Here is a 23,484-nt window from a genome sequence, read left to right as displayed (position 1 = left end):
AAAAAGGTTAATATATCTAAGGAAAAAGGTTTTTGATTATTGACACTTAGAATAAATGTCAATAAAAAAAACCCAGTTAAGGGCTTTTGCGAATTCATTTAATTTAAATAGTCTTCAAAGTAGTGTTTTTATTCAATTACTGAAAAACTATCCCCATTACAGAATTCAGAGGAACCATTTGAAATACAACCCTCATAAAGGTATTGTCCTGTACTTGAAGGTTTATAGCGATGAAATAAAACAATGCTTACATTGTTTTTTGGAATTGGCTCTTGATGGACTATTGTTCCGTTTATTTTCCACACCATAATCCACTTATTCCTTTTTGGAATCCTTTCCACTGCAAAAAATAAAGAAACTTCTTCACCAAGTTTTTTAACAGAAAAACCAGCAACACTGACATCTGAAATATTGCTTTGATTTGGTTCAGGATTGGTTTCTATACAACCCACCAAAATGGTCATAAAGATTAAAACCAGCCTCCTTTTCATAACAATAATCATAATTAATCAACTTCAATTACCTCAACTTCAATTCCTGTTTTCAGTACTTCAAGTCTATTTTGTAAAATAGCAGAATAATCATCCAACCAAGGATCATCAAGTTTACCAATCTCGGTCCTAACTTTTTTCAAGCCCTCTTCCATTAAGTGGATACCTTGCAATAATTGTTCTGTTGATTTTGAATTTTTCATGGTTTTGTAGTTTTAGTTTTTAGTAAAATCTTGATTTGGTATTAATGATTTATCAATATCCTTCCCCATTGTTAATCGGGAAACATTATTTATCAATCCTAAAATTGATGTTGTGGAAAGCAAAATATGATGGTATTTTTCTTTAGCGCATAATTCACCAATATTGCCTATTGCATCTAGGGCTTTTTTTAATTCATCATGAATTAAAATTTTGTGTTCAATCTTTATTTCTTTCATGTAGGCATTAATTTGATTTTTCCAATTGTTAATGATTGTAAGTGAAAGGCTGAAATTTTGTGCGAACCTGTCAAACTAAGAGATAGCTTGAATTGCCCTATTGAATTCTTGATTTCTGAAATCTTAATTTCTTTTTCTTGATCTGTCATACAAGTAAGCTCTTCAAGTAACTTTTTTGCATGATTCACACAAACAGACATTTCAAATGCTGAATAACTTTTCAGAAAGTATGCTATTTCAAAAATCAATTCTTTGTTTGCTTCCATAACTGAAAATAAAAAAGAAAAAATTAAAAAAACAAATATTATTTTATTTTTTTTAAAATAACAAAATTTTATGTATGTATTATATTGACATGTAAGTATTGATATGTAAGTGAATTATTTACACTTTTTTATAAAACCACCTGATTACCAAAGTTTGAATTACATGCTCCGCTTAAAACAAATGAGGGTATTAAATCATATCCCAATTCAATTGCAGCTAATAGCCTATGATGCCCATCCACTAGATCAAATGAATTTGTAACAAAGACCGGGGGTATAAAATCACTTTCATAAATCATTTTCTTGAATGCCTCTACTTTATCACCGCTTGATATGGATCTTGGTTTTATTTTATTGGCCTCAATCAATTGGATTTTGTAATCTTCTGGGCATTTGAATAAGGAGATCAAAAATTTTGTTGTTACCAAATCAAAGTCCTGAAAATCTTTTAGGGCCTGGACATATTCAAAAAGCTCTTCTTTGGAAATGAATGAACCTGGATTTTTCAGCTTCATTTTTTCCATTAAAACCGTTTTCCTTTCTTGACATTGATTTAAGACAAAATTCACAAAGCTATCTTTAGAATCAATCTCACCGGGAATCTGAATTCCATTATCAAGTTTAAACATACCAACTTCCAAATATTTTAAGTTTTTTACTGTTTAACTACACCACTAATTGCACCACCTTTAGCAATTATCCCTATTTATAGGCCTTCAATGGTTGATTTTGATGTTATGCATTAGATGTGATTGGATTTGAACCCTTTTATAGAGGTCAGAAAAGTCCGGTTTTAAATTCCTTTTTTGATCCTTTGAATTTCTTTCTGATAATCCTTTTCAGTCACTTTCTGTATAGCCTGGATAATCCTTCTTTTATTCTCCATTTTTACCCTTAACCTGATGGCCTGCCTAGTGGGAACCCCTTTATAGGATTTCGTCCTCAGTGACCAATATTTATTTTTAAGTTCATCAAATTCCTGGAAGGCCTTGCATAACTGGATAATGCCGTAGTTTGGTTTTGAAAGGATTTGATCGCGATAATAGAGGTTAAAGTAGCGTCTTGATGCCAAAACATTACCCAAAAAGTAAAGTTTTAGGCACCTTTTTGATGTTTTTGGGCATAGGAAATAGTAAATTTCTCCTGCTCCAAGATTAGATTTTATACTTGTTATTTTTGTGGACGCAGTAAAGTATTTGTCTTCTGAGTACCAAGAAAGGGAAATGTATTTGATATCCTTTAAGCCAACAAAAGCCTCTATAGTGCCTCCACGGGGCATTCCATCAATACAAAGCCTGAAAACTCCCAAAGAATTAATACCCAAATTAAAAAGTCCTTGATCCTTTAAATCCTTGATGGAAATGTAAGGAAGATCCTCTGCTATATCGGGATAAGTTGGGGTTCTGGCCATAAAATTGAAACCTAAATCTTTAAAGATTGGTGTAACAAAGGCCCCAATTAATGATGGGGCCCTGCCAAACCATTCTACAACCTGTGGAGGGGCAAGAGGTCAAAATTCTCGCTTATTCTGAATTGAAGTCCCTCATGATGGAAATTATACATCCCTCTGATGTCATGTGATAGCCCCAACCCTTTCGAATCAGAAAATTCATGTAGGGCATTATACGCATTTTTAAGTGCCAAATAGAGGTCAACAAGTTCCTGCTGCTCTTTGGTGCTGGCAACTAGCTCAAAGTGTTCTCTGAGGGAAGAAAACCAAGCTTCATGGGGTTTTAGCCTGTCTGCTTCCCAGGGCCATTGGGCAACGTCCTGTAATTCCTTGGGGTAATTACCCATACCAATTGTGCCCTCAGTTATCTTTCGGCAAAGGTCAGTAAGGAGGTTGATTTTTGAATAATAAAATTCCTGGTAGTGCTTGATCAGTGGCGTATCCTTGTCTTTAAGGTAATCAACTTCAAGCCTTTCAAACAAGGCCGGTCCAACTTCAATGATACCTTTGACAAGATCCGGGTAAGCTATGTCAATTTTTAATTCACTGTTAACGGTCTCCCATGATTCCAGGAATGAATTTATTTTTTTAGTTAGCCTAGTGGCATGCTCATTGAACTGGGCATGCTCTTTTTCCTTGTATTCTAGTAAAATAGCTTCCATGATTATCTGAATATTGATTTTACGGCCTCATTTAATGTAGAATTCTCGTCTTCCGTGTATTCAGGTTTTTGGTTTTGCGGGCTTTCCTTGCCCCCTGCTGTAAGGTCAGTTTCCAACTCGGTTATAAGATCAGGAATCAACTCCTTTGGTATCTTACTGATTTTCTGTCCCAAGTCGTCATTCATCTCTTTTAATCTTTTAAGGACTATGGCCTTTTGCGTTTTCTCCAAATTTTGGAAGATGTTTAGTTTTTCCATGATTTTTAGTTTTTGGTTGTAAGTATTTATTTCTCGTTTAGAAGCTCATAGGTTCTTTTCATTGCATTTATTGTTTTTTTATCAACCGGTTCCTTTTGCCTCTCCATTTCTTCCACCCAGTCAACAATGTTCCACTGTCCGTCTTCATAGCTTTTTTCCGGACTTCCTATCCAGTTATACCATTTGTGTTTGAATTTCGGATCTTTGCTTTTTATCATCTGGTAAGCAGTGAACTGCTCTGCCAGGTGATCAAGATTTCCTTTTAGGGCATGGTGCCGGACAAAGTTTCCTATTGTCATGTAGTGCTTTGGCTGCCTCAATTCAGATATGGAAAAGAATTCTGCTATCTGCTTTGTACCTTTGATCACTCTTTCTTCATCAATTTTTTTTTCAATCAAATCAGGTGAATCATCAATGGTACTTTTGTTAATTTTTAAATTGGTATATTGTATATCTATACTATCAATGCTTTGTTCCGTGCTTTCTCTTTGCTTTGTTCCGTGCTTTATCAATGCTTTATCAAGTGCTTTGTCATTTGCTTTGTCAAATTTTGATAGAGCAATGATATTGCTTGAATATTGATTTTTGGATTTTTGGTGTAGAACAAAAAGACCTATTTCAACAAGTTCATTGAATGTCTTGATATACGTGTTGTAGCTTTTTATACCAATTGCCTCCATAACCATTGTGGTAGGTAGCCCAAATTTTTCTTTCCATCCAAGACGGTTGCAATGCTCTATCGCAAAAAAGAAGAGGGCACAATGATTAGGTTTTATTTTATCCGGATTTTCAAATGCAAAATCCCAGAATGAACGGGAAAGCCTATAGATGTCCATTTCTCACCTCCTTTCTTCCAGCTACATTTTTTTCCAGGAGGGATTCCAGCTGAATATTTTCCAGCCGTGATCCCAGGACATTTAGGATAATCCTGTTCTCAATGGTATAAGTTTGTATCCAGCCATTTTGCCAATATTCTTTCTGCAGCTCTTTGTTTAGGCTGAGATTTTCAACCAGCTTACCCAATAGCTTTTTATTACCCTGGTATCTTGAAATAAGATCCTCTGAGGACCATGAATCAAACATGGATTTTTCGATTGGGAAATCATCAAGTTTGGCGATATAGGGGCCATTACTATTCATGTGAACCCCCTTTTCCGGTTGGGTAATTCCATTGGCTCCGGTCAGTAGTGTACCGTCCTGCCCTCATGAATGTGATCGAACAAATTCCGGTTATTACTCTTTTTATTTTATCTTCCAGCAAAAAATCCCTCACATAATAACAGATATTTGATCGCATAATACCTGTTTCAGCCTCCACTTCCAGCATTGTCTTAGGACGTTCAAGAAAAGATTCAAAAACCCTTCTTTTTTGAGCAATAAATTTGTTTCTTTGTAGCTGTTGCCCTCTAGTTATTTCGGCCCTTTCCTCCTCCACGGTTAGGGCCTTTCTTTTTTGATTCATTTTCAATAAAATTTTGGTAACACATATTTTTCAGTGTTGTTAAGACCGGGATTTTTCCTGTTGTTGTTACCGCTTCTTTTTCTCCAATGATTCAATTACCTTATCAAGATCATATCTTATTATGCCGCCTTGCTTGATAAAAGGTATTTTATTTTGTTTTCGCCACCTTCCTAAAGTTTGCCTTGTCACCCCAAACTTTTTTTGGAGATAGTCCCCATCAACAATCTGGGACTTTGCTTTTTGAGGTCTGTTCTGGATATTCAATAAAGCCTCCTCAGTTATTTCCCTAATTGCCATCTTAAGCTCATTTAGTGGTATAGGGGATAAAATTATTTGTTCCATAATTTTTGATTTGTTGATGGATCAAAGATTATAAATGGAACTTTAGGAGGATTTAGGATTTTAGGATTCCTAAAAAAAAGTCATAAAAAGGGGAAAAAAGTAAATCAAATCATTACTTAAGTTGGTTTGGGCCTGATAGATCCTTAAGGCTATTCAAAAAATACTCTTCATATTCCTTTGCCCCATATTTTTCAGCATTACCCTGTTCCATGCATTTTTCTTTAACACCATGGAAAGTATTGGAAAGGATTCTTCCTAGTTTTGATTTCTTAGTCTCAATAACTATTTTTTTATTAATCAAAATTTCCCCGAAAACTTGAACTGCTCCTTTATTTCCTACCCAATTCAATTTAACGTCTATTAAAGGTTTCAAATGATCTAAGGAAATTTCAGCATTCTTTAACAATAGAATTTCAACAATCTTTCTAAAATTACTATTTGAAGGTTCTTTGAGAACATTTTCAAGTGTTCTTTTTTCAGTTGGTTCCTTTTGAAAATTAAATTGATTTGATGATCCCATCAACCAATTTTTAAACCTATCTGCCAATTCAAGTAAATCCGTATTCCTTCCTTTATACAGTTTTTTATGGTCCTCAATCATTAGGTTTAAGTCAAACTCAACAGCCTCAACTAGTCTTTTCGAAAACTTACTATTTCTGGATTTCAACTCTCTTTGAATAAGTTCACTGAACCCGATTTCATCTTCAAAATACTTTGTTTTGTAGGGGGATTTACTTTTCAGGCCACCATCAATTTCCTTTATAAAAAATTCCTCTAACAAAGATCCATTGTTAATTTCTTCCGATTCTAAAATATTTCTGATGTCAATCATACCTATTATTGGTCAGCTCCTCCCACAACTTTTTTAAGCTCAGGCGCACCCCAGGCCCTGGCCATCTCTTTTCTTTTCCTTTCCTCAGTAACTTTGACATACCTTTGAAAACTACTATAACTGGAATGACCTGTCACAGACATCACTGTTTCAACCGGTATTCCTTTTTCAAGGGACAAGGTGGCAAAGGTTTTACGTGCAACATGAACAGTTAACAGGTCATATTTTGGGTAAATGTTGACCACTTTATTTGCTCCCCTGTATCTGACTATTTCAATGGGTTCATTGATCTCTGCCAGCTTACCCAGGTCTTTTAAATAGTCATTCATTTTCTGGTTGCTAATAACAGGAAGCGGCATTTCCATTTCCTTATATTTTTCTAAAATTTCATAAGCATACTTGTTCAAGGGCACCATCAAGGGTTTTTGGGTTTTTTGAACTGTAAGCCTAATTTCCATACCATAAATATGGCCTCTTCTAAGTTGATTTAGGTCACTGTAGCGATAGCCAGTAGCACAGCCAAAACAAAACACATCCCGGACCTTATCCAGTTTTTTGTTATTTGAAAGATCAAGATTGTACAAGGTCAAGAACTCCTTTTCAGTTAATGCTATTACTTCAAGGGTTTGTCTTGTGATTTTAAAAGCCCTCCAAGAATCATTTACTTTGATACCGTCCATTGAAGCATAATTGAGAAAGGTTTTCAAAGTGCTCAATTGTTTGGCTATGGTAATATTATTTATTTCGCCTTCCTTTATTAGGTAATTTTCAAAAGACCGGAAAAAAGCCAAATCAATTTTTTCAAATGAGATTGAGATTCTTGATTTTTTCAGATAAGCTTCAAGTTTGCCTTTTAGGGACTTGTAAACACTCATGCTGCCCCTAGCCCTTTTTGCTTCATTTTCCCGGATGTATTTCTCAATGTAATCCAGCACGTATTTACTTGATTCTTCTTTAATCGTTTTTGGCTTTTGCTCCAACAAAAAAGCCTCACAAAGAGATTGAACCCCATAGGCAATGTTGTCAAGCTCAAATTTTTTAGCCAGGTCTCTGAATCTTGATTCAACCAAAACAAGCTCTTGGTTAATATCTTCAATATCCATGGAAGATGGCAAATTATTGGGATCAAATTCCGGGTTTAGTTCCTTGATCTTTTTTCTGTTTACAAATACTGCCCTTTGCAATCCTTGATCCCAATTGAAATAGTATGTCCTGATATCTGTTTTGATTCTTTTTCTTTTCCCTGAAACAGAAACTATGATAGATACCGGGACTTTCCCATCTTTATTGATGGTGTCTTTTCTTGCCTCAAATCTTAGTGTAAATCCCATGCTTTAAATTTAGTGGTGCAATTACTGGTGCAATTACTGGTGCAAATTATGTATTACAAAGGTTAACATAAATTTACAACAAATTACAAAAAACACAATAAAAAGCTAAAATAAAGCACTTTATGTAAAATTGAGCAATTATAAAAATCAAAGGTTCAAATCCCGCCAGCTCCACCACCAAAAAATCCCTGTAATTGTTGAGATTACAGGGATTTTTTGTTTTTCTTCTTTAGAAGATTCGCAGTAAAATCATTTGTTTTGTTCATCGTTGTATTTAAAGTATATATCAACAGCCAAAATAGGCTTGCCAAAATTCTTAAGTGCCAAAATAAGCATTCAACTCCTCTACCATCTCTGATTTTTCACGAAGATCCCTTATAATTTTCCCCTTCTCCAATAATACAATTCTGTCACAGATTTCCGTCACATGGTTGAGGTCATGGCTGGAAATCAGAAAAGTGACCTGGGATATTTCCTTTTCTTGAAGAATGAGCTTTTTTAACCTCACCTGAGAACTTGGATCAAGGTTTTCAAAAGGTTCGTCCAACATGACTACTTCAGGATTACCCATCATTGCTGCCGCAATTCCCACTTTTTTGAGATTACCTTTGGACAGGTCCCTGATATATTTCTTTTTACCGATAATTTCCCCATTGAAAAGTTCTTCGAATTTCTCCAAGTGCAACTTTAAATCCTCCTCCGAAAGCACGTAGATTTTTCTCAGTGTTTCGAAATATTCATCCGGAGTCAGATAAGAGAGCAACATGTGCTCGTCCAAGAAGGCCCCGACCCTGGATTTCCAATCTTCATTTTTGGCAACATTTATCCCATCAAGAAGTACCTGGCCTTCTGTAGCCCGCACCAAATCCAACATGATCCTGAAAAGGGTTGTCTTTCCTGCACCGTTATTTCCTACAAGGCCAAAACACTCCTTCTTAGGAATTTCCAAATGCTCTACATCGAGGACAACAATGTCTTTGTATTGTTTTCTGAGATAATTGATACTGATCATAATTCTTGTCTAAAAGATGATGAAATCTGATATTTATTGGATAAAACTCGCTGGACCGACAGATCAGACAAATAAGGAAAGGCTATCACGCCTACCGTACCTACAACGGCTAAGGCAAGCAATCCCGCATATTGACTGACCAAAAGCGCAAATGGCAGGTAAATCAAATAAGGTGCTACCATCATGGGGATGATCATTAAAAATTGAGCGATACCAACACCCTCATAATTGAACATGGCCCCTTTATTCAGGTCCATGGGTTTGGGTTTCCAAAGGGCAAGGTATACCACTAAATGCATGACTACACCTATATTGAAAAGGAAAGCTGCTGTATGGATGAGCAATATATCCCACCCGAAATACACATAGGGCACTGAAATGATATAGCATAGAATCGAAGTAGCCACAAACAACAGGTATTTTCCTTTCACCAACGCTTCTACCCCACCTTTTCGATTAAGGAAGAAATCGAAATTGGAGGAATTCCAACTTAGGAAAAGCTGCCCATACTGTAACATGAAGATGCCGGTGATAAATGAGCCCACAAAAACAAAAAGATGACTGAACCCATCCTCTGTCTTGTATTGGGGATTGGTATAAAAGATCAATCCATAAAGCAGGAAGAAACCTGCCAAGGTAAGGTATGTCCTGCTCTTTTTGTGCCGGATGATCAGTTTCCATTCCAGGTTGGCCAATTCACCGGCCAATCCAAAACGCTTGAAAATTCCAAGACTATGATTGAGAAATCTTGCCTCCTCTTCTTCTACCAAATCCTCCAGATAGGCATTACGGTAATAATATGTATAGGCCAATCTGTACAGGATCAGAAAAACCAATGTCATGATAATCGGTGGAAAAACAGAAGTCAGAGACCAATCAAAGATAGGTTTCATCAAAGCCCCTAAATTGAACCAACCGTAATAATTAGACCCAGCACCCAATAAAAGTACTAAAAACACCACCCCTAAACCGATCAGACTGTCTTCAAACTTTTGTTTGAACCAAAGCATCAGCCAATGAAGTGACCAACTGCTCATCACAACGGAGCCTAACCAGGACCAAGCTGCCAGATCGCCGAATCTTGGTGCAATTTCCTTAAAAGCAAATGGCGCAAATAAAAGCGGAGCAATCAATGTCAAAGGAGACACGAAACTCCTTCCCAACAGGAACTGAATGATCCTGCTTTTTTTCAAAGGCAGGTGCAGGAAACTCTGCAATTCCATTACCGGAAGCTTTTGTACAAAATACCGGTACATGAACTCAAAAAGGTAAAAATAAATCAGGGCTCCACTCAAGGTAACATAGGCATCTGAGCTATCAAAACCCTCTTCAATGATCTCTTTTAAAAAGACACCCAACAAAAGCACATAAGAAAGCAGTATTACTGCCAAAAATGCCAGAAAAATGGCTACTAATGCGCTTTTTGCAAAAGAGGTTGAGCGCATGGTCTTCAATAACTCCAACTTAAGCAGACTAAGGATCATAATAAGAATGCGATGTGGTTATAGGATAAAAACTTATTTTTGAGCTTTGAATATAACTAAAAGAAATTTCAGAAATTAGATGAACCCTGAATTATTGACCAAATGATCGAAAAAACGGATATAAAGGATTTTTTTCAAGTCGTGCAGGAGCGTAGATCAGTCAGAATCTTTGACCCAAAAGAGGCTTTCGACCACCATATTGTACAAAAATGCCTAGAAGCTTCTACTTTAGCCCCAAATAGCAGCAACATGCAGCTTTGGGAATTCTACCGGATGCCTGAAACTTCGCCCAACAAAGCTAAACTTGCCCAATTATGCATGGGACAAAAAGCTGCCACCACTGCCCGTGAGCTGGTGGTCATAGTGACGAGAAGGGACCTTTGGAAATCCCGTGCCAAAGCCAATGAGGCATACATTCGTGATTGTTATAAGGATGCAGAACCCAAAAAGTTAAAAAGGGCACTATCCTATTATACCAACCTTGTCCCTAAACTTTATGCAAAGATACTTTTCTGGTCTACCATCAAGCAGATCATTGCATGGTTAGTGGGACTGAAGCGCCCTATGGTCCGTCAGGTTTCTAATGCTGATGTGAGGATATCTGTCCACAAAAGTGCTGCATTGGCCGCGATGACTTTTATGTATGCTATGAAAGCTGAGGGCTATGATACCTGCCCCATGGAAGGCTTTGATTCCAAAAGGGTAAAAAAACTGCTTGGCTTACCTTCAGGGGCAGAAATAAATATGATCATTGGTTGCGGCAAAGGACTGCCAGATGGAATATATGGCGATAGGTTTAGGCTACCGAATGAAGAAGTGATTTTCCTTAAATAAATAAAAATAATTGAAGGCAGTCTGTAAAAAATTAAAATTCTTGCTTGATTTTTGTGATTGCAACAAAAAAGCTTAATCCCCCTATAACCTATGAAAAAGGTAATTTTGACAGCAGGATTGATAATCGCCTTCATCCATGCTTCATTTTCACAAATTGAAGCCGATTCTTTGAAAATCAAACGGCTTGAAAAAGAAATTGAAACGCTTAAAAACTACAATGAAAATCTATCAGGCAGCTTGGAAATCACCAACATGGCTTTGAATGACCTGATCCGTGACAAAAATATTTCAGATGAGACAAGATGGACCAACCTAAAATCAAGCATTCTTCATTCGACCCAAATCTATAAAAAACTTAGTGATGACATCATCAATCTAAAGTCCAGGATGACGGATCAGGATTATCAGGGTTTCATCAATTCGTTGGGATCCATTGAAGGAGGGCCATTGGGTTTTTCATTTGAGGAAGTAATCATGGAATCCGTAAAAAGAATTGGAATATTTGAGAGCAAGTCCAAGATGGACCGCTTTCTGGAAATCACCAATTCCGTTATTGCCAGTCCGATCGCTGCCGGAATCCCATTTGTTTCTCAAGCTGTATCCGCTTCCAATTCCCTTTTGAATGTTGCATACAGTTCCCTGATGACCGAAAAGAAACCGGATTTCCAGAAATTGAACCGATTTGAAACAGAACTGAACAAGTACCTCACCTATTTCGCTGCCTTAGACAAAGCCAATGCAGCCAATCAGTCCTCCTATAACGATAGGATTTTACTTCTTGAAAACCTTCAGCTGGAATTGATGTCAAGGCTTAAAAAAGAAGCTCCAAAGTTAGGTTACCAAGTCCCTGATAGATTCAATAACGAAACCATCGATGCTTATTTTAACCGTGTTCTAAACGGTTTTTCCTATGATTATGTGCAACTTTATCTGACGAGGATTGAGAATAGGTATAAAAACAATAGGGGTGAAATCAATTACTCAAATTTGCTCCAACGCGAAACTGAGTTAAAAAACTTCAGCACCCACATGGGTACCTTGGCTGACTTGTCAAAGAGGTTTATCATGTACTATGACAATTTCTTCGAAATTGCAGATAGCTACCATACCAGGGTACTTGAAGCTCTTGATCTGGCAAATAACAATGGCATCATCAAAGGAAGAAAGGCAGGTGGTACTGAAGAGACCCCCAAACAGGTTTATGAACGCATCAGCAAAAACCTGAAAGACAAAAAATCTACCCGGGACAACGGTATCAAAGACAGCATCAATATCAGTGACCTGAGGCAAAAAATTGAAAAAATTGAGGAGTTCAGGTCTTTCTAATTGGTAAAAAAAAGTTCAAGTTGGATTTCGAAAGGCGAATATCGGAAGTGTTAAACCATTAAGGAGTTAAGGGAATAAGGGGTTCATTAAGATTTTACTCAGGCAATGCCTTGAAATATTCATTTACCAAGGGTATTTTGTTTTTAGAAAGGTTGTCTGAATAAAAATTCATCAATAACCCTTGTGGAATTTTCAAGAGCCTCATATATGTTAATATTTGGGCCTCATGAACAGGCAAAAGACAATCAACAGTCTTCAACTCAATAATGACTGATTCATTAACTATTATATCTGCTTTTAATTCTACTTCAAGCCTAAGGTCTTTATAGAATAATGGTGCTTTCACTTGTTGCATAACCTTAAAACCCTTTGATTTCAATTCATGGATTAGGCATTTTTGATAAACACTTTCCAAAAGACCTGGGCCCACTTCCCTATGTACATTAATTGCGCAACCAAGCACATCATATGACATTTGGGTAATCATTTTTTTATACATAGCTAAAACAACTTTGGAATAAAGTTATCCTAGTTTCAGCCATCTTAAAATTCCTAATCGGATATAATCGGATATGTTTAATTGCTATCATGTTTAATAGTAAGTAATAGTCATAATAAGCCCCCTTTTGTCAATAAATCCGCCTTTGATGAGCTTTTTATGCTCTCATAATATATTCTCAATGAAATTCTTTAATATCTTAACTCCTTAATGGTGAAAATTCCACTTAATACCCATACTTCCCCTTCCACCTATCCCCCAAAAACCTCTTTAGTTCATTTTCCCTGGCATTGTTCCCTGGCTCATAAAGCTTGGTGTTTTTGATAGCATCAGGCAAAAATTCCTGCGCGACAAAATTCTGCTCATAATCATGGGCATATTTGTACTCTTTTCCATAATTCAGGTCCTTCATCAGCTTGGTAGGGGCATTGCGCAGGTGTAAGGGAACCGGCAGATCACCCGTTTCCTTGACCAAGGCCTGGGCACGATTGATGGCCATGTAGGATGCATTGCTTTTAGGAGAGGAGGCAAGGTAAGTCACACATTGGGACAGGATAATTCTTGACTCAGGATAACCTATTACCTTTACAGCTTCGAAACAATTAGTGGCCAACAAAAGGGCATTGGGATTGGCGTTGCCTATGTCTTCTGAGGCCAAGATTACCAGTCTCCTGGCTATAAATTTCACATCCTCCCCTCCTTCTATCATTCTGGCCAACCAATACACAGCAGCATTCGGGTCAGAACCCCGGATAGACTTGATAAAGGCAGAGATGATGTCGTAATGCTGCTCTCCGGATTTGTCGTATAGTGCAATTTTCTGCTGGGCGATCTGAACGACCTTTTCATTGGTGATGACACATGGGTCTTCATTGATCCCATTGATGACGATTTCAAACAAATTGAGGAGCTTTCTGCCATCCCCTCCAGACATCCTGAGCAGCGCTTCCGTTTCCTGGAGTTCTATACGCTTTTTCTTCAACTCCACATCCTTTTCCATGGCCTGCTGCAACATGGCCTCAAGTTCATGCTTACCCAAGGAATTCAGGGTATAGACCTGACACCTGGAAAGTAAAGCCGCATTGACTTCGAAGGAGGGGTTTTCGGTGGTGGCACCGATCAGACGGATAACCCCTTTTTCCACGGCCCCTAAGAGGGCATCCTGCTGGGATTTATTGAAGCGGTGGATCTCGTCGATGAAGAGTACTGCACCCCTTTGGTATTTGGCTTTCTCAATGACTTCTCTGATATCCTTTACTCCTGAACTAATGGCAGAAAGGGTATAGAAAGGGACTTTGATTTCATTGGCAATGATGTTGGCGATGGTAGTTTTACCCACCCCGGGAGGTCCCCAAAAGATCAGGGAAGGCACATTGCCTGACTTGATGGCCTTGTACAAAAATGCCGTCGGGGCCGTCAGGTGTTCCTGTCCTATCAGCTCTTCCAATCGGGAAGGCCGCATGCGTTCTGCCAAAGGGGTGCTGTCCATCATTTGTCCGGGAAATTTTGAAGATGCAAATTAGTAATAAGACGGTAATTGGAAAGACTATCCATAAAATTAGAAAACAGCAAGCTACTAATTTGTACAGCTTTTTGTACAATAAGTCAAATTGCTTAAATTTGTAAAAAAGAACAATCATGGAAATCACAACTTACTCAAATTTCAGGCAACATCTCAAAAGCTTTTTGGATAAAGTATTCCATGACAGGTCTCCACTTTTTGTTACAAGGGCCAATGGCGAAGACGTAGTGGTAATGTCCAAGACGGACTATGAGAGCATGCAGGAAACATTTTATTTGTTAAAGAGCCCTAAAAACGCTGAGCGACTTTTGAGAGGAATAGAAGAATTTGAAGAAGGCTTGGGAGAAGAAAAAAATCTTTTTGAATAATAAGTATCTCTTTCACCATGAAAATCATTTTTTTAAGCACCGGATGGGAAGATTATCTTTTTTGGCAACAGCATGACAGAAAAACCCTCAAAAAAATCAATGAGTTGATCAAAGAATCCATAAGAACACCATTTGAGGGGACAGGAAAACCAGAACCCCACAAACATAACCTTTCAGGTTGGTGGTCACGAAGGATCAATCTAGAACACAGGTTGGTTTATAGAGTCGAGCATGACTCAATTTATATCCTTCAATGCCGGTATCACTATTAGGAAGTATGATTTGAAATCTGCATAAACAAAATATAAACACTATGTGAAAGCCTTATGCTACAAGGTTGATTAGATATTCATGGATATTGATTTTGAGACTAATATCCAATATCATAAAATAAATATCAACCAATATCAACTATACATTTTTCGAGGCCTATCCCGAATCGCTAAAGCTCTCGGGATCTGCGCTACGCTCCGATTTCTACTATATCTCCTTTACCCTCTCCCCGAATAACTCTAGCATTTCATCATTAAAATCCAGATGTGTCACAAAACGGACCTGGTCTTTACCGAACTTCACGGACTTGATGCCCTTGTCTGCTAATTTGGAAAGGAAAACTTCCGGACTAATGTCCTGCAATCTTGCGATCACGATATTGGTCACCACAGGGAAAACCTCTGACACAAGGGGGTGTTTTTCCAGCATGAGTCCCATGGCCTTTGCTCTGTCATGGTCTTCAGCCAGACGATCCACATGATGGTCAAGGGCATAGATGGCAGCTGCAGCCAAATAACCGGCCTGCCGCATGCCTCCGCCAAAAGACTTTCTGATTTTTCTCGCCCTCTTGATGTCAGCCTTGGATCCCAAAAGCACAGAACCAATGGGACAACCCAAACCCTTGCTCAAGCAAATGGAAATGGTATCAAATTGCGCTCCCCAATCTTTGGCACTTTCACCGCTTGCCACTAAGGCATTGAAAAGTCTGGCACCGTCTAGGTGGAGTTTGATGCCATGTTTTTCACAAAGGGTTTTAATCGGCTTTACCTCATCCAAAGTATAAATACTACCTCCACCCTTGTTCATGGTGTTTTCAAGGGAGACAAGTGTAGTTTCACAGGCATGTACATCATCTGCACTGATGTTGTCCGCAACATCCTGGGCAGTGATTTTACCATATACGCCTTCCAGGAGTTTGACCGATGCATGGGCATTGGCCATAATACCTCCAGCCTCATAGAGGTAGATATGGGAATATTTGTGGCAGATCACTTCCTTTTGCGGGCCGGTATGCAGCTTGATGGCTATCTGATTGGTCATGGTGCCGGAGGGGCAGAAAAGCCCTGCTTCCATCCCGAACATGTCCGCCAACTTTTGTTCTAAAGCATTGACGGTTGGGTCTTCTCCAAAGACATCATCGCCCACTTGGGCAGACCACATGGCCTCCAACATGCCTTTGGTAGGCTTGGTCACGGTATCTGAACGTAAATCGATAATCATATTTTTTAAGAGATTAGATGCGAGAAGCGAGATGCTAGACTTTTCCGCAAATGGTAAATATAAAGACTAAAAATCTTAGACATAAGACATAAGATGCAAGATTTGAGATCTGGAGCTTCCCGTCGACCGCCATTCGAAACCACACTTAAACCTGATCTCTCGCTTTCCATCTTCCTTTATCCTTAATTATTTCCAAAATCACACTTTCGAAATCCGGCTTTTCCACGCGCTGCAACCTGGCCCCTCGCTAAAAAGCTTTACTAAAGCTTTTATTTACGCTCGGTCCTCTTTTACCTTGGCTCTTAATGAATCCCTCAACTCCTTAATTGTTCAAAATCTTATGTCATAAGTCTTGTGTCTAGCATCTAAGTTCTTGCTTCTTACCTAAAATACTTCAACTTAGAACTATTCCCGGGAATCAAGTCCGCAATGGCCTCTGCAGCCTCGATTGGCCTGTCTGTGGCAAGGATATCAGCACCATTCTCAACAAATTCCGCATAGATTTGGTCCCCGCGGGCAATCGCACTGCGGTCCAGGTTGCCCAAAACCCCAAGAATAGTGAAAACACCTTTCTCATGGAGCAATTCATTGAATTCCTTCGGACGCTCGGAAGTGCCGGTAAAGGCAATCCAACGGTCCACTGGGATACCCGACTCCTCAAACCGCTGAAGTTCTTCCTCATTTCTGATAGTCACGGATAACATCAGTTCAGGGTGCAATCTGTGCATTTTCTTTGCTGCCTCTACACTGTAGGTTATCACCGCAGCGTAGGGTTCGGCATTATACTTCTTGATAACATCCACGACCATTTCAAAAGGAACTTCTCTTTTGATATCCACAGTGAATAAGGTTTTTCCTTTTCCCCATGCCAATGCTTCCTCAAAAGTAGGTATGCGGAAATTTGTCTGATGGCCTTCTTTATCCACCAGGAATAATTCCCTGATTTCTTCAAAAGTATGATCAATTACCTTTCCTTTCCCAGAAGTAGTTCTGTCTAAAGTATTGTCATGCATCAAAACCAAGACCGAATCCTTGGTCAGTGCCACATCAAATTCGATGATGGAAGGAGTGTGCCTTAATGTATTTTCGAACGCCTCAATGGAATTTTCCGGATAACCCGGATAAGGTCCTCCCCTATGTGCAGAAACCATTGATATCCTATCAGAAGTCCAGGAGTAAAAATCCTTGGCCTCTGCTATTGAGGTAACCAGTATCCCATTCAGTTCATCAATATCAGGTGCTGTATTTTGACTATCTGAACCCCCATTTTTACAGGAAAAAACCAGCAACAGCATCAAAAATCCATAAATCTTATTCATCATTTTTTTCTTTTTTGAACCAGAATCCAGAGGAACGCTTTTGAAAAAGTTCTTCCATATCCTGAATTTCCAAATTTAAGGCTTTGGTTGAAATCAATATTTCGATCAATGAAATACCTAAGGAAACCAACAAAGCCAACATGCTCCCAATAAATACATAATTGGCCGCTTCTTGGGCTTCAATGAAAATCAGGTACATACAAATCACACAGAGCAGGAAACTCAAGACTCCGCAAAGCTGCATGTACTTGATCATGCTCAATCGCCTTTTCAGGTTGTGAATTTGCTCAATGATGATGTTTTCTTCCGGGTTTTCGAGGTATTTTTTATGAAGTCCCCGTATCAGATTGGCAATGGCCAAAAATCGATTGGTAAAGGCAAGCATCATCAGAGTGATGGCCGAAAAAAGCAAAGCGGGTGTGGAGAGTTGGAGTTCCATAAATTAAGGTGATGTGACTTTCTTAAATTAATAAGATTAAAGCTAATCCCATCAATCCTGATTTGAATCTAGAAATTTTTTACTAATTGGTAATGGTGAATTATCAGATCCGAATGATTAGTTTAAGCCTAATTTATCATTGGGCGAATTAATACGAAAATACGACTTTAAATGCTTAAGATTAAACCTATCGACAAATTCAGTTTAATCAACTTAATATTGTTATGGATTGTTCTTTTTTTCGGGTCCTGTGGTCAAAGCGCTGATAAGATAAACAACAGCAGTGGAAAGGAAAGACTAAGAACAATCACTGATATGAGGAATGTATTGGTGAATGTTCCAAAATTCCCTCAGCGAGTCATCACCGTCAGTGATGGGATGATAGAATCAGTACTAGGGAGTTTTGGGGAACTAGACAAAGTTATCGCATTGGGATCAAGATGCATACAACAAAATTTCACATATGACATCCCTGGAAAAAATAAGACATACCGGTATACTGATGGCATGAATCCCGTTCGTATGCTTTATCCAGAAATTGCCGAGCTACCTTTAATAGCCTGGTCAGGAATGCCACTTCAATTGGAGCAAATGGTTACTTTAAAACCAGACCTTGTGATTCTTAGAGAAGGATGCTGCACGCTCAATAATTTGGATGATCCCAAAAATAAGCAGGTTTTATCCATGCTGGAATCATTAGGCATTCCTGTAGTGGTTTTGAGAGGCACCACTTCTTATGATCCGCCAAATCTGGATATGTTAAACCAAGAAATCCAACTATTAGGTGATTTATTTGACAAAAAAGAAGAAGCAATCCATCTGATAACTTTTCTAAATGAAACCGTTCACAACATCAAAAATCGAACTTCCGGATTTCGGAAAGATGAAAAGCCCAATGTTCTTATGCTTGGATTATCTCCAATAGCAAGGGAAAGTGGAAGTGCAGGTGTTACAAGGGGCACAGACACTATGGAAGGGTATTTCATCGAGCAAATTATTCATGCTAAAAATGCCATTCGGGGAAAAGGCGGAAGATCTGCCTCCTTGATGCTTAGCGAAGAACAGATTTTAGCTTTAGATCCTGATGTAATAATTTTACACACCGCCACAGGATATCATCCACCAGAAGAAATTTATGAAGCGCCATACTATTCCCGATTACAAAATCTTAGGGCAGTCCGGGAAAAAAATGTCATCGCCCTCCCATGGACACCATGTAATTGTTCCAAAAGGCTAGAATACCCTATAGAGGTTATGATGATTGCCAAAAGTGCTCACCCCGAAGCTTTTGCAGACATTCAAATTCATGAATGGGTTTTAGACTTCTATCAACAAATCTATCATGTAGACCGGGAAATGGCGATAAAATTAAGAAGCGCTCAATGGCTAGATTGGACAATTAACCAGTTTTAATTCATGCTAAAAGTAATTGCTCCCAAAAAAAACAATAAACGGAAGAAATTATTACTTTTTCTCTTGGTGCTTATGGTGGTATTGACAAGCTTGATTTCTCTGAGCATAGGACCATATGACTTATCAGTGAGGGAAGTGTTTCAAGCAATTTTTCAGATCAAAAGTCAACAATTTTCAGACTTTGAAAGGGAAAAATTGGCAAGGTTGATCGTTTGGGAAATCCGAATGCCAAGAATAATTTTAGCGGCTTTGGTAGGCACCGCCTTATCCATTTCCGGAAACATCTTCCAATCTTGTTTTAGGAACCCTTTGGTAGAGCCTTACATCCTAGGAGTGTCCAGCGGTGCAGCTTTTGGTGCTTCAATGGCCATCGTTTTTCCGGCCATCTTTTATTCAATTCCAATATCCGCTTTCCTTTTTGCGGGACTAACAGTCTTGTTGACTTTGTCCCTGGGAGTCATCAGGGGTCAGATTCAAACTTTATCCTTGATTCTAGCAGGGGTCGTTATAGGTTCTTTCTTTTCCTCTTTGGTCTCAATTTTAAAGTACATATCCAATGACTCGGCACTGAGGGAAATTGTGTTTTGGCTTTTGGGAGGATTTTACCACAGTGGTTGGAATGAAATATATCTTTTGGCTCCAATAATCATTCCTGTATCTGGATTCGTTTGGTTTTTAGCTTGGAAACTAAATATAATTTCAATAGGAGATGAAGAAGCCAAAAGCTTAGGCGTCGACCCTAAAAAAAATAAAGTCATCCTAATCCTTTGTGCCACAGTTTTAACATCCCTATCGGTAGCCTATGTAGGGATAATCGCATGGGTGGGTTTGATGGTTCCTCATGCAGCAAGAATGATCATAGGTCCTGATAACCGTTTTGTAATTCCCTTATCCGCATTGATTGGCACTCTTTTTTTACTTTTTTGTGATACCCTGGCCAGAAATATAGTCACAGGGGAGATCCCTATTGGCATCCTTACTTCCATCCTAGGTGCTCCATATCTCATTTATTTACTGAGAACCAAAATTGTATAACATGTTACTAAAGGTCGATCAACTGGGTTTTCAATACGACAGCCAACCTGTTTTTCAGGATGTCAGTTTTACCTTAAATGAAGGGGAACTCTGCGCTATTTTGGGAATTAATGGTAGCGGAAAGTCAACACTTTTTAAATGTATAATGGGTTTTCTGCATGCAAAAAGCGGTAGCATTTCATTTGAGGGAAAAGAAAAAAACCTATATAAGATTTCGGAAATTGCAAAAAAAATTGCCTATGTACCACAGGATCACCCCATAACATTCCCATATTTGGTCAGAGAAATGGTCCTCATGGGAAGGACTGTCCATATCTCCAATTATTTCAAAATATCCGATGATCATTACCTAAAGGCAGAAGAAGCATTACAAGCCCTTTCCTTGGAGGGTTTGGCTGATAAACCATTTAATCAGCTTAGTGGTGGGCAGCGGCAAATGGTATTAATTGCCAGGGCACTGGCCCAACAGACCACGTTAATGTTGCTAGATGAACCCACTTCCTCACTGGATTTTAAAAATCAGTTGCTGATATGGCATATATTATTACAGTTAAAAAAAGAAGGAAAGTCGGTATTGGTATGTACCCATGATCCCAATCACGTTCTTTGGTTTTGTGACAGAGTACTCATACTGGACAATAAGCGGTTGATTGCCGATGGCCCCCCAAAAGAAGTAATGACTGAACAGGTACTGCAACAGATTTATGGTCCCATGTGCACCTTGGAGACTATTGCAGAGAAAAAGATGGTATTGCCTCGAAAGAATTAGGGGCATTGACTTTGTTAGGCCATAAAAAACACTTGCATCCCACTAACTTTTTCCTTCTTCTGCAATTATGCTTTTAAGTTGGTTCAATTTTTCTTGATGCAGCTTGGCCTCCTGTACAAATTCTTCACCTGCATTAATAGCTATCAATTCGTCGATCCTCAACTGCATCTCATAAAGCCTGCCAGGATTATTTTCATCATTAGAATTATCGGCATACCAAGAAGCTTCTAAGAAATTCAGGATTGTGATACTTCTTTCAACCGGAAAATTTTCTGCATCCCTGACAGCCAAAGCCTCTTGAAAATAGCTTAGTGCTTTTACAAAATTATCTGATCTTACTGCTTGTGGGTATTTCATCAAGGCATTGCCATAATGGCTACAAACTCTCGCATAATCGTAAGGAAAGTCTTCTTTTGTGAAAATGGTCAATGCCTCTGCAAATGATGAGGCAGAAACTGCCGCCCACACACTTTTCTTTTTCACTTCATCAGGGATTTCTGAATAAATGATCCCTAAGCTTTCTTGAATTTCTGCATAAGCCACTGGAAAATATTCCTTAGTGAAAAATCTACTGGCCTGCTGATAGGCTTCCATGGCTGGTTTAAAGAACTGAGGGTTACCTTTTTGAGCCCAAATAGTTAGCAATCTCGCCTTTTGCAACAAGGCTTGGTAGGCAAATTCTTCCATGCCCTCTTCTTGAAAAAGTTTGACTGCTTTGGTATAATAACCCAGTGCCTCAGCAAAACTTTCAGAAAAGTTTGCTATCAAACCAGCGTCCAAAAGACATTGTGCTTCTTCTACTTTAAACCCATGAATCTCATAGTAGGTAAGGCATTGCCACAACTTATCTTTCAGGGTTGTCAGTCCTTCTTTATCATAAGGAGGGCTTAACAATTGTGTGGATAAATGGGCCAATGCTGCCTGGATTTTCATTTTTCCTTCCTGGGAAACTTCTGCTGTTTGGATTCTTCTCAACTGTCCTTCAGCTTCGGAAAATCTTCCTTCATCAAACAGATAATTGAAATAATGAAATGCTGAAAATGCAGCATATTCCTCAGTTGGAGCGGACATCGTAGCTTCCTGGTAGTAATAGTCTACTTTGGAGGGATTTGTCACATGGCCATAATGTCTTATCACTGCATGATTATGCATTAGTCTATAATCATCAAATTCCTGATAAGTCTCTACAGAAAGTAGTTGAGGGTCTATTTCACCACCTTCCATCAAATCAATTATAATTTGAAATTCAGCTTTTAGTGTAGGAGAAAATGAAATAAGTTGTAAGGATTTCTCAAATTCTCCCAATCTTATCATGACCAAGGCCAAAAGTACCTTTTCATTGAATAAAATTTTCTCGGGAAGCAGATAAGGAGGCATTGCATTTTGCCAATCTACCGGCAGGATAATATAACCTTTATCCACGATTAAGTGGTTAGCAGAGGCTGATGGCTTCATTGTCTCTATATCCGCAAAAGCAATCCAATCTTGAAGTTGAAAACCGAAATAAACAGCATCCTTTATTTCTTCCCATAAGCCAATGTGGCAGAATATCTTAATCATATAATATGTATTTCTAAAATAGCTTCTTTATCTTCAAAACTGAATTTCAGTGCCTGATTATCTTGAGATAAATCAGGGTGATCAGCGAAAAATTCCTGTAAGGAAATTGATTTATCCCCATGAGTATTTTTTTGTTTGACAAATAGCATGATGGGTTTATACTTTGCCTTAAATGCAATATTACTGGCTTTTGTCAAAAGTATTTTTTTTGCTTCGGGCATCATTGCCGCATATGCCTGCATTTCCTCCCCAATAAGCCGATTCGCCAATTCATGTTGAATAATCAAATGTAGATTATGAAGCTGAACAGGAGTATCCAGTATTTTGGATTGCTGTGGAATATTTTGATTGAAATCAAAGGCCCTTTCCATTGTTTTCAAAGAGTTCTAAGTCATCAATAATTTTATTGGCCAGATGGTACGCAGATTGTTGAATGATGGCTGACATGCCAACGCTTAACCTGGTATCTGTAATAGAGACCAAGTACACTGTGATGTTATCCTTAGGGAAATCATTCTGCATAATTTTTTTGGCATAAGAGAGGGCTTGGTCCCACTTGAGACTATGAAGAAATACCATAGGATCATCTTGTATAGCAGCTTGAATCTCCTCTGCAGGCAATTTAAAAAGACTCCCGTCTTCTTGTCCAGAATTAATAACTCCATCTATGAGCAATATCCTGTCATGATGCTTAAGGGAAAATAAAACCTCAAAGGCAGAAGTCCCCATATCAATAATCGTAAGGATTTCAGGAACTGGATCCAACTTTTCTTTTAATAAGCGAATCACCTCACAGCCTACAGCATCATCACTTCTCACAGGATTACCAAAGCCGAGAATGGCAGTTTTTTTCATGTTTTTAGCGGATCAATTTGGT

At 38.4% G+C, this 23,484-nt stretch carries 31 protein-coding genes; 7 read left to right on the top strand and 24 right to left on the bottom strand.

Annotated features, from left to right (window positions below; genetic code table 11):
- Positions 1–128: 128 nt before the first annotated feature.
- From CLV48_RS12185 to CLV48_RS12110, 16 genes are all read right to left on the bottom strand, one after another.
- A complete protein-coding gene (locus tag CLV48_RS12185) occupies positions 129–491 on the bottom strand; it encodes a hypothetical protein (RefSeq protein WP_146140095.1) in 363 nt (120 codons plus the stop codon).
- Positions 492–505: 14 nt separating this feature from the next.
- Entirely contained in the window at positions 506–694 is a 189-nt protein-coding gene (locus tag CLV48_RS12180; RefSeq protein ID WP_106567562.1) for a hypothetical protein, read from the bottom strand.
- A gap of 12 nt (positions 695–706) precedes the next feature.
- Complete coding sequence (locus CLV48_RS12175; protein WP_106567561.1) at positions 707–931, bottom strand: hypothetical protein; 225 nt, start codon at positions 929–931, stop codon at positions 707–709.
- Positions 928–1,197, bottom strand: coding sequence for a hypothetical protein (locus tag CLV48_RS12170; RefSeq protein WP_106567560.1), 270 nt, complete (start codon positions 1,195–1,197; stop codon positions 928–930). Before CLV48_RS12170 ends, CLV48_RS12175 begins: the two co-directional genes overlap by 4 nt.
- Positions 1,198–1,325: 128 nt before the next feature.
- Positions 1,326–1,826 carry a ParB/RepB/Spo0J family partition protein gene (locus CLV48_RS12165; protein ID WP_106567559.1) on the bottom strand — a complete coding sequence of 167 codons (501 nt, stop codon included), beginning with the start codon at positions 1,824–1,826 and terminating at the stop codon, positions 1,326–1,328.
- 164 nt (positions 1,827–1,990) lie between these two features.
- Positions 1,991–2,608 carry a hypothetical protein gene (locus tag CLV48_RS12160; protein ID WP_106567558.1) on the bottom strand — a complete coding sequence of 206 codons (618 nt, stop codon included), beginning with the start codon at positions 2,606–2,608 and terminating at the stop codon, positions 1,991–1,993.
- A 74-nt stretch (positions 2,609–2,682) separates the two neighbouring features.
- Positions 2,683–3,309 carry a hypothetical protein gene (locus CLV48_RS12155; RefSeq protein WP_106567557.1) on the bottom strand — a complete coding sequence of 209 codons (627 nt, stop codon included), beginning with the start codon at positions 3,307–3,309 and terminating at the stop codon, positions 2,683–2,685.
- 2 nt (positions 3,310–3,311) lie between these two features.
- Positions 3,312–3,566: a hypothetical protein gene (locus CLV48_RS12150; protein WP_106567556.1), complete on the bottom strand. Its 255-nt coding sequence runs from the start codon at positions 3,564–3,566 to the stop codon at positions 3,312–3,314.
- A gap of 26 nt (positions 3,567–3,592) precedes the next feature.
- Positions 3,593–4,402, bottom strand: a complete 810-nt coding sequence (locus tag CLV48_RS12145; RefSeq protein ID WP_106567555.1) for a hypothetical protein — start codon at positions 4,400–4,402, stop codon at positions 3,593–3,595.
- Positions 4,389–4,706, bottom strand: coding sequence for a hypothetical protein (locus tag CLV48_RS12140; protein WP_106567554.1), 318 nt, complete (start codon positions 4,704–4,706; stop codon positions 4,389–4,391). Before CLV48_RS12140 ends, CLV48_RS12145 begins: the two co-directional genes overlap by 14 nt.
- On the bottom strand, positions 4,699–5,028 hold the full coding sequence (locus CLV48_RS12135) for a hypothetical protein (RefSeq protein ID WP_106567553.1): 330 nt from the start codon (positions 5,026–5,028) through the stop codon (positions 4,699–4,701). The genes CLV48_RS12140 and CLV48_RS12135 overlap by 8 nt, the downstream gene beginning before the upstream one ends.
- Positions 5,029–5,094: 66 nt before the next feature.
- Positions 5,095–5,370 (bottom strand): helix-turn-helix domain-containing protein, encoded by a 276-nt coding sequence (locus tag CLV48_RS12130; protein ID WP_106567552.1) that lies wholly within the window; start codon positions 5,368–5,370, stop codon positions 5,095–5,097.
- A 112-nt stretch (positions 5,371–5,482) separates the two neighbouring features.
- A complete protein-coding gene (locus CLV48_RS12125) occupies positions 5,483–6,202 on the bottom strand; it encodes a hypothetical protein (protein WP_106567551.1) in 720 nt (239 codons plus the stop codon).
- Positions 6,203–6,207: 5 nt separating this feature from the next.
- Positions 6,208–7,533 (bottom strand): site-specific integrase, encoded by a 1,326-nt coding sequence (locus CLV48_RS12120; protein WP_106567550.1) that lies wholly within the window; start codon positions 7,531–7,533, stop codon positions 6,208–6,210.
- A 316-nt stretch (positions 7,534–7,849) separates the two neighbouring features.
- On the bottom strand, positions 7,850–8,545 hold the full coding sequence (locus CLV48_RS12115; RefSeq protein ID WP_106567549.1) for an ABC transporter ATP-binding protein: 696 nt from the start codon (positions 8,543–8,545) through the stop codon (positions 7,850–7,852).
- Positions 8,542–10,029, bottom strand: coding sequence for a DUF5687 family protein (locus tag CLV48_RS12110; RefSeq protein WP_106567548.1), 1,488 nt, complete (start codon positions 10,027–10,029; stop codon positions 8,542–8,544). The genes CLV48_RS12115 and CLV48_RS12110 overlap by 4 nt, the downstream gene beginning before the upstream one ends.
- Positions 10,030–10,131: 102 nt before the next feature.
- Between CLV48_RS12110 and CLV48_RS12105 the strand changes: the two genes are divergently transcribed.
- Both CLV48_RS12105 and CLV48_RS12100 read left to right on the top strand, forming a co-directional pair.
- Positions 10,132–10,863, top strand: a complete 732-nt coding sequence (locus CLV48_RS12105; RefSeq protein WP_106567547.1) for a nitroreductase family protein — start codon at positions 10,132–10,134, stop codon at positions 10,861–10,863.
- A 90-nt stretch (positions 10,864–10,953) separates the two neighbouring features.
- Positions 10,954–12,189: a hypothetical protein gene (locus CLV48_RS12100; RefSeq protein ID WP_106567546.1), complete on the top strand. Its 1,236-nt coding sequence runs from the start codon at positions 10,954–10,956 to the stop codon at positions 12,187–12,189.
- A 94-nt stretch (positions 12,190–12,283) separates the two neighbouring features.
- Here the strand turns inward: CLV48_RS12100 and CLV48_RS12095 are convergent, their stop codons facing one another.
- Positions 12,284–12,688: a GxxExxY protein gene (locus tag CLV48_RS12095; protein WP_106567545.1), complete on the bottom strand. Its 405-nt coding sequence runs from the start codon at positions 12,686–12,688 to the stop codon at positions 12,284–12,286.
- A gap of 226 nt (positions 12,689–12,914) precedes the next feature.
- On the bottom strand, positions 12,915–14,177 hold the full coding sequence (locus CLV48_RS12090; protein WP_211299939.1) for a replication-associated recombination protein A: 1,263 nt from the start codon (positions 14,175–14,177) through the stop codon (positions 12,915–12,917).
- A gap of 149 nt (positions 14,178–14,326) precedes the next feature.
- Between CLV48_RS12090 and CLV48_RS12085 the strand changes: the two genes are divergently transcribed.
- Complete coding sequence (locus CLV48_RS12085) at positions 14,327–14,578, top strand: type II toxin-antitoxin system Phd/YefM family antitoxin (protein ID WP_106567543.1); 252 nt, start codon at positions 14,327–14,329, stop codon at positions 14,576–14,578.
- Positions 14,579–14,595: 17 nt separating this feature from the next.
- Positions 14,596–14,850: a Txe/YoeB family addiction module toxin gene (locus CLV48_RS12080; RefSeq protein WP_106567542.1), complete on the top strand. Its 255-nt coding sequence runs from the start codon at positions 14,596–14,598 to the stop codon at positions 14,848–14,850.
- Positions 14,851–15,058: 208 nt separating this feature from the next.
- Here the strand turns inward: CLV48_RS12080 and CLV48_RS12075 are convergent, their stop codons facing one another.
- From CLV48_RS12075 to CLV48_RS12065, 3 genes are all read right to left on the bottom strand, one after another.
- Positions 15,059–16,072 (bottom strand): threonine aldolase family protein, encoded by a 1,014-nt coding sequence (locus CLV48_RS12075; RefSeq protein ID WP_106567541.1) that lies wholly within the window; start codon positions 16,070–16,072, stop codon positions 15,059–15,061.
- 380 nt (positions 16,073–16,452) lie between these two features.
- Positions 16,453–17,394 (bottom strand): glycerophosphodiester phosphodiesterase family protein, encoded by a 942-nt coding sequence (locus CLV48_RS12070; protein ID WP_106567540.1) that lies wholly within the window; start codon positions 17,392–17,394, stop codon positions 16,453–16,455.
- Positions 17,384–17,830: a DUF2721 domain-containing protein gene (locus tag CLV48_RS12065; protein ID WP_106567539.1), complete on the bottom strand. Its 447-nt coding sequence runs from the start codon at positions 17,828–17,830 to the stop codon at positions 17,384–17,386. Before CLV48_RS12065 ends, CLV48_RS12070 begins: the two co-directional genes overlap by 11 nt.
- 171 nt (positions 17,831–18,001) lie before the next feature.
- On the opposite strand from CLV48_RS12065, the gene CLV48_RS12060 reads away from it, so the two are divergent.
- From CLV48_RS12060 to CLV48_RS12050, 3 genes are read left to right on the top strand one after another with little or no spacing between them, the layout of a single operon-like run.
- Positions 18,002–19,243, top strand: a complete 1,242-nt coding sequence (locus tag CLV48_RS12060; protein ID WP_106567538.1) for an ABC transporter substrate-binding protein — start codon at positions 18,002–18,004, stop codon at positions 19,241–19,243.
- A 3-nt stretch (positions 19,244–19,246) separates the two neighbouring features.
- Positions 19,247–20,278 (top strand): FecCD family ABC transporter permease, encoded by a 1,032-nt coding sequence (locus tag CLV48_RS12055; protein WP_106567537.1) that lies wholly within the window; start codon positions 19,247–19,249, stop codon positions 20,276–20,278.
- Position 20,279: 1 nt separating this feature from the next.
- Entirely contained in the window at positions 20,280–21,047 is a 768-nt protein-coding gene (locus CLV48_RS12050) for an ABC transporter ATP-binding protein (protein ID WP_106567536.1), read from the top strand.
- 42 nt (positions 21,048–21,089) lie between these two features.
- Here the strand turns inward: CLV48_RS12050 and CLV48_RS12045 are convergent, their stop codons facing one another.
- From CLV48_RS12045 to CLV48_RS12035, 3 genes are read right to left on the bottom strand one after another with little or no spacing between them, the layout of a single operon-like run.
- Positions 21,090–22,607 carry a hypothetical protein gene (locus CLV48_RS12045; protein WP_106567535.1) on the bottom strand — a complete coding sequence of 506 codons (1,518 nt, stop codon included), beginning with the start codon at positions 22,605–22,607 and terminating at the stop codon, positions 21,090–21,092.
- Positions 22,604–22,978 (bottom strand): hypothetical protein, encoded by a 375-nt coding sequence (locus CLV48_RS12040; RefSeq protein WP_106567534.1) that lies wholly within the window; start codon positions 22,976–22,978, stop codon positions 22,604–22,606. Before CLV48_RS12040 ends, CLV48_RS12045 begins: the two co-directional genes overlap by 4 nt.
- Entirely contained in the window at positions 22,962–23,462 is a 501-nt protein-coding gene (locus CLV48_RS12035; RefSeq protein ID WP_106567533.1) for a hydrogenase maturation protease, read from the bottom strand. The genes CLV48_RS12040 and CLV48_RS12035 overlap by 17 nt, the downstream gene beginning before the upstream one ends.
- Between the last annotated feature and the right edge of the window lie 22 nt (positions 23,463–23,484).

This window comes from Cecembia rubra (assembly GCF_003014575.1).
GTDB lineage: Bacteria > Bacteroidota > Bacteroidia > Cytophagales > Cyclobacteriaceae > Cecembia_A > Cecembia_A rubra.
Note: the sequence above shows the minus strand (reverse complement) of the source record. Positions and strands in the feature narration are given on the sequence as shown.